The organism is Rhodoferax sp. (genome assembly GCF_014859475.1).
Classification (GTDB): Bacteria; Pseudomonadota; Gammaproteobacteria; order Burkholderiales; family Burkholderiaceae_C; genus Rhodoferax.
The window spans coordinates 1-9027 of the sequence record NZ_JACUUE010000099.1; the positions used below are offsets into that span (position 1 = coordinate 1).

Annotated in this window: 8 protein-coding genes; all 8 read left to right on the plus strand. The window is 58.3% G+C overall.

The annotated features are described in order from the left end of the window. Positions 1-164 precede the first annotated feature (164 nt). Genes cas3 through cas2e form a run of 8 tightly spaced genes read left to right on the plus strand, consistent with a single transcriptional unit; the run spans position 165 to position 8943 of the window. Positions 165-2918 carry a CRISPR-associated helicase Cas3' gene (gene cas3, locus IBX54_RS09560; protein ID WP_296542434.1) on the plus strand — a complete coding sequence of 918 codons (2754 nt, stop codon included), beginning with the start codon at positions 165-167 and terminating at the stop codon, positions 2916-2918. Continuing rightward, positions 2915-4513 (plus strand): type I-E CRISPR-associated protein Cse1/CasA, encoded by a 1599-nt coding sequence (locus IBX54_RS09565; RefSeq protein WP_296542428.1) that lies wholly within the window; start codon positions 2915-2917, stop codon positions 4511-4513. Before cas3 ends, IBX54_RS09565 begins: the two co-directional genes overlap by 4 nt. Then, positions 4500-5060 carry a type I-E CRISPR-associated protein Cse2/CasB gene (casB, locus tag IBX54_RS09570; protein ID WP_296542429.1) on the plus strand — a complete coding sequence of 187 codons (561 nt, stop codon included), beginning with the start codon at positions 4500-4502 and terminating at the stop codon, positions 5058-5060. The genes IBX54_RS09565 and casB overlap by 14 nt, the downstream gene beginning before the upstream one ends. A gap of 24 nt (positions 5061-5084) precedes the next feature. Next, complete coding sequence (gene cas7e / locus IBX54_RS09575) at positions 5085-6281, plus strand: type I-E CRISPR-associated protein Cas7/Cse4/CasC (RefSeq protein ID WP_296542430.1); 1197 nt, start codon at positions 5085-5087, stop codon at positions 6279-6281. A gap of 1 nt (position 6282) precedes the next feature. After that, positions 6283-6996, plus strand: a complete 714-nt coding sequence (cas5e, locus tag IBX54_RS09580; protein ID WP_296542431.1) for a type I-E CRISPR-associated protein Cas5/CasD — start codon at positions 6283-6285, stop codon at positions 6994-6996. Further along, complete coding sequence (gene cas6e / locus IBX54_RS09585) at positions 6993-7748, plus strand: type I-E CRISPR-associated protein Cas6/Cse3/CasE (protein WP_296542432.1); 756 nt, start codon at positions 6993-6995, stop codon at positions 7746-7748. Before cas5e ends, cas6e begins: the two co-directional genes overlap by 4 nt. An 18-nt stretch (positions 7749-7766) precedes the next feature. Then, the gene (gene cas1e / locus IBX54_RS09590; protein ID WP_296542433.1) at positions 7767-8660 is read left to right on the plus strand and encodes a type I-E CRISPR-associated endonuclease Cas1e; all 894 of its coding nucleotides are present in this window, start codon (positions 7767-7769) and stop codon (positions 8658-8660) included. 37 nt (positions 8661-8697) lie between these two features. After that, positions 8698-8943, plus strand: coding sequence for a type I-E CRISPR-associated endoribonuclease Cas2e (gene cas2e / locus IBX54_RS09595; protein WP_296542435.1), 246 nt, complete (start codon positions 8698-8700; stop codon positions 8941-8943). Positions 8944-9027: the final 84 nt, after the last annotated feature.

Sequence of the window (9027 nt, forward strand, 5' to 3'; positions counted from 1 at the left end):
AAAGCAGGCAATCCTGATTGGATTTTGGCGATTTTGAGTGTTTTTCACAGCGTTTGCGTGTTGCTGGAGTTTAGACCTTTGATACAGAGAAAAAGACAATGACTTCCTACTCTACCCAAAGTCAGACTGATCACGAACAAGCGCACGTGCGCGTTTCAGAGCAATTGGCGCGGTCGGTTGGGAATTTATCGGCGGACGATTCGCAGTTCAGCGCCTGGGGTAAGCTTTCTCGCGATAAGGCAGGGCAGTTGTCTGGCGTGCATCCGTTGCTGGACCATATGACCGACGTGGCAGCGTGTTTTCTTGCGCTGGCTGAATGCGCTGCGGTTCGGCGATCTCTAGAAAAAACGGCGCGGCGGGCCCTTGATGCAGCAGATTTTCAGCGGTTGGCCGTGCTGGTCTTTCTTCACGATGTTGGCAAAGCCAACGCCGGATTTCAGTCGCGGCGCTGGAAGCTTCCTGAAAGCCCGCCGGATTACTGGACTGCACGCTCGCCATCGGGTCATGGCCCGGAAGGATGGACCTTGATTTCAGGCGGTGTCAATAATGCAGAACACTATGCGGCGGGCTTGCCCATTGCAGAAATAATGATGTGGGGCGAAGAGGCCGTTTCCCAATTGCTTCACGCCAGCATTAGCCACCACGGTCGTCCTCTTGGGGAAGACCCAAAGATGCAAGCCGCTGAAGCTATCTGGCAACCCGTTGTAAACAAAAACGGCTCGGTGGTGTACGACCCAGCTGCCACGATTGCCCGCATGGGCGAGCGCCTGCAAAAAAGCTACCCACTCGCTTTTGAAGCGTGTCGTCAATCCTTGCCAGATCAGCCCGCTTTCGCGCACCTGTTCGCCGGACTGGTGCAATTGGCCGACTGGCTGGGCTCGGACACCCGTAAAGGTTTTTTTCCCTACACGGCACCGGGCGAAAACCGGCTGCTCACCGCCCCCAAAAACGCAACTTACGCCGTGTGCACCATCGGTTTGGAAGCCACGCTCTGGCGTACTGAACTACTCAGCGCGCCACCCGCCTTCAGCACCGCATTTGGCGTGGCCACAGCGCGTCCCATGCAAATGGCTGCAGCCGACTTGGCGCTGGAAAGCACCGTGGTGCTGGAGGCCGAAACTGGTAGCGGTAAAACCGAAGCTGCGCTCTGGCGTTTTGTACAACTGTTTCAGGCGGGCAAGGTGGATAGTCTTTACTTTGCCCTGCCTACGCGTGTAGCCGCAACGCAGTTGTACCAGCGTGTTTTTGACATGGTCAAGAAACTCTGGCCGACCAATGCGCCCGTGGTGGTGCGTGCGCTACCCGGCGATGAAGCAGCCGATGATCAGCTCAAAATGCGCCTGCCTGATTTTGAAGTTCAATGGCCCGACCATCCCGCTGATGCCAAGGCCCACCAGCGTTGGGTGGCTGAAAGCCCCAAGCGATTTTTGGCCGCCACCATCGCCGTGGGCACGATCGATCAGGCCTTGCTTGGTGCACTCAAAGTGCGCCACGCCCACCTGCGTCATGCCCTGTTGGCCCGAAGCCTCCTGGTGGTGGACGAAGTTCACGCTTCTGATGCGTACATGGCAGTGCTGCTTGAAAAGTTACTCCAGGCGCATCTCAAAACAGGCGGTCAAGCCATGCTGCTCTCCGCCACCCTGGGCGCTACGGCACGCACGCGTTATCTCAATATCGGGTGTTCAAAAAAGGCCGCATTGCCCACGTTGGTGGAGGCTTGCGCCGCACCTTACCCCGCCGTCAGCTCCAGGGATGCGGCTGGCATCAAGTTGCAGTCGGTTGCCGGTAATCCCCAGCACAAAACGGTTCATTGGGAAACATGGGATGCCATGGACGACCCCGTGCGCATTACCAAGTTGGCGGCTGATGCTGCAACACAAGGCGCGCGCGTGTTGGTGGTTCGCAATACCGTTGCAGCCGCTGTAGCTACATTGCAGGCACTGGAGCTATTGGCGCAACAGCAGCAACCTACCGCGCCACAAGGCGACAACTGGCTGTTCAAAGTCAACGGCATCAGCACCGTGCACCACAGTCGGTACAGCCGACAAGACCGCCGCCTGTTTGATCAAGCAGTCGAGGCGCAACTTGGCAAAGTGCGCAGAGACTTTGGCGGACGTGTCATCATCGGCACGCAAACGCTGGAGCAAAGTTTGGATATTGATGCCGACCTGCTCATTACCGACCTTTGCCCCATGGACGTGTTGCTCCAGCGCATAGGCCGCCTGCACCGGCATACCCGGCCTGATGCAGAGCGCCCTGTTGGGTTTCGGCAGCCGCGCGCCTGGGTGCTGACACCCGCAGGCCATGACCTCACGCCCCTGCTGCCGCACGCCCGCAACGGCCTTGGCCGCTTTCGTGATGGCGGCGGCGTTTATCCCGACTTGCGCATAATTGAAGCTACCAAACGGCTGATTCAGGCCCAGCCCAGCCGCCAGATACCTGCAGACAACCGCGTGTTGGTCGAACACGCCACACATCCGCAGGCCCTGCTGGCGATCGAGAATGAACTGGGCCAAGACTGGCTAAAACACGGTCAACAGATCGAAGGCGGCCTGAGTGCGCTGAGGTCCATCGGCAATCTCCATGTCTTGCGGTACGAGGATGCCTTTGGGACCGAGAATTTCCCCGATGGGGATCAAAAAATTGCAACCCGCCTCGGCGCGGCTGACCGCCTGGTGACGTTCGACCCACCACAAACCGGCCCGTTTCATCAGGTCGTGAAGCAATTGGCGCTGCGTTTTCATCAGATTCCTGCCGGAGTGAGCCCGGATGCGGTGCCCACCGACATAATTGCATTGCCAGATCGCGCCGGTTTTGAGTTCACTTTGGGCAGTGCACGGTATTGCTACAACCGTTTTGGCCTGGAGCGCATGAAGGCCAGCGGCACCACACAACAAACACAGGGAGAACCCATATGACGATTGCCCCGGAATTGCAGTTTTCGTTGCTGATGGAGCCGCTCATTCGCTACCGCCGTGCAGGCGATGGCAACACCGTTTGTGCCAACTTACCCCAATTGTTCGTGGCCCTCGCCGCAGATGAGGTGCGCGATTACCCCGCTTTACGGCCTCACCAGCGTCACCCGTGGCACGCCTTTCTGGTGCAGTTGGCCGCCATTGCGCTGCACAAGGCAGATCGAACGACGACGTTTGAAACTGCTGATGAATGGCGTGATGCTTTGCTGGCGCTTACGCCAGATGACCCGGATGGCGCGGCATGGTGCTTGGTGTCGCCGCCTGCCCGGCCTGCGCTGCTACAGGCGGCCGTTATCGGCGGCAGCATCGCCGAGTGGAAATCACGCGCCTTTGCAGCCGATGAAATTGACATGCTGGTGACTTCCAAAAATCATGATGTCAAAGGCAGCCGTGCCCGCCGTTCCCAGCCAGAAGACTGGCTATTCGCCTTATTGAGCCTGCAAACCCAAGAGGGCTTTTTAGGCGCTGGCAATTACGGTATTTCACGTATGAATGGGGGCTTTGCCAGCAAGCCGGGCGTCGGTGTGGCCGCTGTTGGGCTGGTTGGTGCGCGCTGGGTGCGAGATGTCGGATCGTTGCTGGCCCGGCGGCAACGAACAGTTGAGGACTGCAGTTTGCAAGGCGAGAACGGATTGGCCTTGGTCTGGCTCGTACCGTGGGACGGCCTTGGCAGTCTGTCGTTTTCAAGTCTTGATCCGTTCTACATTGAAATCTGTCGCCGAATTCGGTTGCAGGCCGTGGGCGATGTAATCACATCGATTGGCAGCGGCAGTAAAGCGGCGCGCATTGCGGCGAAAGAGTTAAATGGATTGACGGGTGACGCCTGGACACCGATTGACGTGGAAGGCGGCAAGGCGCTCACGATCACTGACAAAGGCTTTAGCTACAAGCTGGTTTCCGAGTTGATGTTTGGGGGCAAGTTCCAAGCTCCGGTGGCACACAATTTGATTCAAACCGCCAACGACAAGAGCCTGGTTTTGATTGCCCAAGGCATTACGCGTGGACAAGGGAAAACAGAGGGCTATCACGAGCGCCGGGTGCCGATTTCACCCAAGGTGCGAGGTCTGCTCATGACAAACCAGAAGGCCCCGTTAGCGCGAATGTCAACGCAACGTATCACAGTCATTGGCGAGGTGCGCAAGCTGCTGTGGGTGGCTTTGGCGGTGCTTTTTGCCAGTGGCAAGTCAAGCGACAGTAGCGATGGAAACAAAACCAAGGCAAGCAAGTTTTCTGATCCGTTTGAGACTGCTGAAGACGCGCGATTTTTTGACGACCTCAATGAAGAGATAGAGGCAGTTGACCCCGCTGCACAACGTCTTCAATGGCTACTGGGTTTGGTGGGCCGCGCTGAGGCTGTTTTGAAAATTGCCTTCGATGCCGGGCCACGCAATGGCGTCCAAAAATACCGCGCCCAATCTGCCGCGCTGTCCCGTTTTCACGGCGGACTTCGCAGTGACAAATCACCGCTACCCGAACTGGCAAATTACTACCAACAACAAACCATGAAACGACAGGAGGAAACCAGTGACCACGTTTGACACCGTCCCAAATGCGCACCTCGTGACTGAGGATGCACCCATCTACCGCGAGCCTTTTGGGGCATTGGCTGCATACATCCAGCGTGCAGGTCCTGGCGAGCGTGCCGCACTGGCCCGGCTCCAGCCTGAAGCGTTGCAACCGCACCAGTTGGCCGCATTGGCGCGTGCGCTATTGGCTGCAGGCTTGTCGCCCGAACAATGGCACGCTGACACTTGGCCGCGTTGGGCCTTGATTGCCCACGGCATGGCGCTGGCTGGGCATGATGGCAAGCAGAGGCTCGGGAAACAGTTAGCACATGCCGGCGTGTCTGAATCGCGCGTGACCAAGCTGTTGACCTCACGGGGTGATGCGTTCACTCAGTTGTTACCGCGCGTGCTGCGTCTTCTTGCGAGTAAGGGCGTGGCACCCAACTGGCGCGAGTTGGGTGAATTGGTGCTGATCGAACGTAGCACCCAGCGCCAGTATCAAGTCAAGGCCGAGGAGATACGCCTTCACATTGCTGGCCCCTATTTTTCAGCGCTGGCCCGCACCGAATCCAAGTCATAACAAACCATCACTTAAGGAGTATCCATGAATCTGCCCCGTTTTATCCAAATCCACACCCTGCACAACTACCCCGGCGCACTGCTAAACCGCGATGATGCGGGGTTGGCCAAACGCCTGCCTTATGGCGATGCAGTTCGCACACGCATTTCGTCCCAGTGTTTGAAACGCCACTGGCGCCTGGCCGATGACCACTTTGCGCTTGTCAACCTAGGCGTGCCCATGGCGGTTCGGTCCAGGGTCACGCTGGACCTGATCCGAAAGAAATTGGTTGAAGCAGGTTTGTCAGAAGCGCTGGCACAGGCTGCTGGCGAGGGCCTGCGTGATGGTGGCCTATTGGACAAGGGCGGCAAGGAATCCAAAGGTAAAGAGGCGCTTGAAACCGGGCAAGCCGTGCTGATGGGTTTTGCAGAAATTGATTACCTGGTCAAACGATGTGCTGAATTGGCGCAAGACAGCACCGATGCAAAAACGTTAAAAACTGTTATTGCCAAATTTCTAAAAGACGCAAAGAAAAACATTGAGGCCTTGAAGCACGGCAGTGGTCTGGAGGCAGCCCTGTTCGGCCGCATGGTCACCTCCGATGTGTTGGCCAGCCGAGATGCTGCCGTGTACGTGGCACACGCCTTTACTGTCCATGAAGCGCAGGTAGAAAACGATTACTTCACCGTGGTTGATGATTTGTTACGCGAAGCTGGTGAGCAGGGCTCTGCCGGTATCTTCGACACCGAACTGGCCTCTGGTCTGTACTACGGTTATGTGGTGGTCGATGTGCCGCAGCTGATTGCCAACCTGGAAGGCGAAAACATCAAAGACTGGGCGACCTTGCCCGCCGAAAAGCGCGAGTTGGCGGGTCGTGTGGTGCAGCATTTACTGCACTTGATTGCCACCGTCAGCCCCGGTGCCAAGCGCGGCTCTACCGCGCCGTTTGAGTGGGCCAAGTTTTTGTTGGTGGAGGTGGGCGACTGGCAACCGCGCAGCCTGGCTGGCGCTTTTCAAAATGTTCTGCCGCTGAACCAGCCCGCCATTCGCGAAGCCGCCGTGCAAATGCTCACCGATGAAATTGGCAAGCTGGATGAGGCTTATGGTGCCACGCTGGATCGTCGCTTTTTGGCGCTGGACAAAGTAGATGTGCCCAATGCGCAGCGCCTGTCTTTGAATGACTTGGCGACCTGGGTTCAGGCCTACATCACCCAAGGCACCATGCCAGTACAGGCAGCCTGACATGCCGCGCCATTTGCTGATCAGGCTTTCGTCGCCGCTTATTGCGTTTGGCGGCGAAACCATTGACAACTTTGGAGTCATTCGCGACTTTCCAGCACTATCCATGGTGACGGGGCTCATCGCCAACGCCCAGGGGTGGGATCGAGGCGACGATGTGCGGCACAACCGGTTGCAGGCCCGGTTGCGAATGGGGGCACGGCTGGAAGCGCCGGGTTCAAGATTGACCGACTTTCAAACCGCTCAACTGGGCGCCAATGACAAGGCCTGGACAACCTGGGGTACTGTGGAAGAGCGTCGCGGTGGAGCAGCGTCTTATGACAGTCCACATTTGCGCTTCCGCGACTACCACGCTGACCTCACCGCCTTGCTGGCTTTGAGGCTGGCGCCAGCCGATGATTCACCGACTTTGATTGAGGTGGCCCAAGCGTTGGACCGCCCCCAGCGCCCCCTCTTTGTCGGACGAAAACCCTGCCTGCCTATCGGACGTTTGGTAGCTGGCTGGATTGATGCAGATTCGATATTGCAAGCGCTGCAACTTGCCCCGCTTGCCGGTATCGCACGCGACGTGCGTGCGCAATGGCCCGATGGCGAAGGCCAATTGCCTGGTGACCGCGTGGTGGATGTCTGCGACGAACGCAACTGGACCAGCGGCGTACACGGCGGCTGGCGCCCGGTGCGCGAAGGGCTCATCAAAAACCCAGGAAATTTGACATGACACATGACGTGACGATAGAGCCACTTTATTTGCTGCACACCCAGCCCGACCCGCAGCGGCTGGCCGCATGGGCTGCACGGCATCGCTTGCTGGATTCGCAAGGTGATCTGGGCTACGCACTTCATGCGCTGCTGCACGCCGCTTTTGGCGAACATGCGCCGCAGCCTTTTCGGTATCTCGATGCCGAGCAAGGCTTGCTGGCCTACACCCGCCTGAACGCTGCTGAATTGACGCAACGCGCAGCCCTGGCTGATCCTGATGTATCAGCCGCGCTGGGATTGGGGCAGACGCTGCACCACCAGGGCTTGAGTGCGCGAAAGTTTCCCGCGCAATGGGCCGTGGGGCATGTGCTTGGCTTTGATGTGCGCGTGCGTCCCATCATCCGCGAGGGTAAAACAGGGCGGGAGCGTGATGCGTTTTTGGCGGCAGTTGAAAAGGCAGCGGGTGCTGAACTGGAGCGCAGCGAGGTCTACGTGCAGTGGCTGCGAGACTTGCTTGCGCGGCAGGGTGGCGCAGAGCTGGTGGACGCCCGTATGACCCGCTATCAGCAGTTGGGGGTGACACGCAAAAGTCAGAAAGGCGGTGCGGACGATGTGCGCCACAGCCGCTTGGTCGGCGGGCCGGATGCGGTGCTGACTGGGCAACTGCGCGTCACCACCTCACAGGCCTTTGCGCAACTCCTTGTCAATGGGCTGGGGCGACATCGGGCGTTTGGTTTTGGGCTGTTGATGTTGCGGCCTGCGCGCGGTTGAGATGGCGGAAATGTCTACATGCTAAAGGGCCGCCTGGGGCTGGAAACAGCCCGATTTCCGCACGCAGACCGCCACGGGTTGCTCTGGTTGGAGCGGGGCGAGCTGTGCGTCATTGACGGTTGTTTGCATTTCATGCGGGGTGCCAATTCACTGACCCCGCAAGTGGATCAAATTCCGCATCAGTCGGTGTCCATGATCTTGCTCGGGCCGGGGAGCAGCGTGACACACGATGCCTTGCGCCTGCTGGCTCGCCACGGCACGCTGATGGCCGCAGTTGGTGTTGATGGTGTGCGCTCCTACACAGCGCCACCCTTGATGCCAGATCGTTCCGATGTGGCCAGACGGCAAGCCGAGTTGTGGGGCAACCCGCGTCGGCGCATCAGTGTGGCGCGGCATATGTACGCGCTGCGCTTGGGCGAAATACTGCCGCACCGTGAGCTAGACACCCTGCGCGGCATTGAAGGCTCGCGCGTGAAGGTTATGTATAAGTTGATGGCCGACAAGCACGGCATCGAATGGAATGGCCGCCACTACGACCGGGCCAACCCGATGGCCGCTGACATTCCCAACCAGGCGCTGAACCATGCTGCGACGGCAGTTCAGGCTGCTGCGGCCATTGCGGTGCAGTCGCTGGCGGCGCTGCCGCCGCTGGGCTTCATTCATGAGGACTCAGGGCAGTCGTTTGTGCTGGACATTGCCGACTTGTTTCGTGAAGCGCTCACACTACAAATCGCTTTTGCCGCCGCTAAGCAGGTGAGCAAGGGTGCGGAGGATACGGTAGACCGTCTGGTGCGACGTGAAGCCGCTCAAGTGTTTCGCAAGCAGCAAGTCATCCCGTCGATGATCGACAAAATCAAGCAGGTCTTACGCATGGAGGAGGTCGATGGTGCTGGTGATGATAGTGACGCGTGATGTGGCAGACCGATTCCACGGTTTTCTTGCGTCGGTCATGCTGGAAGTTGCGCCCAATGTGTTTGTCGCACCACGGATGAACAAGGGTGTGCGGCAACGTACATGGGACATCGTTTCGGATTGGCACGGTCAAGAACCAAGAGGCAGTTTGGTGATGGTGTGGCGTGATTTGAATGAGGTGGGCGGCATTGGCCTAGCCCACCTAGGAACGCCGCCCCGTGAATTGATTGAGATGGACGGAATGTGGTTGACCAGGCGAAATAGGTCTGCAAACGCTCTTTAAAATTTCAGATGGTTTTCGTTGCTTTTTCTTTCACATCAACAAGATAGGTGTGAGAGGTTCCCCCGCGCGAGCGGGGATAGGCCC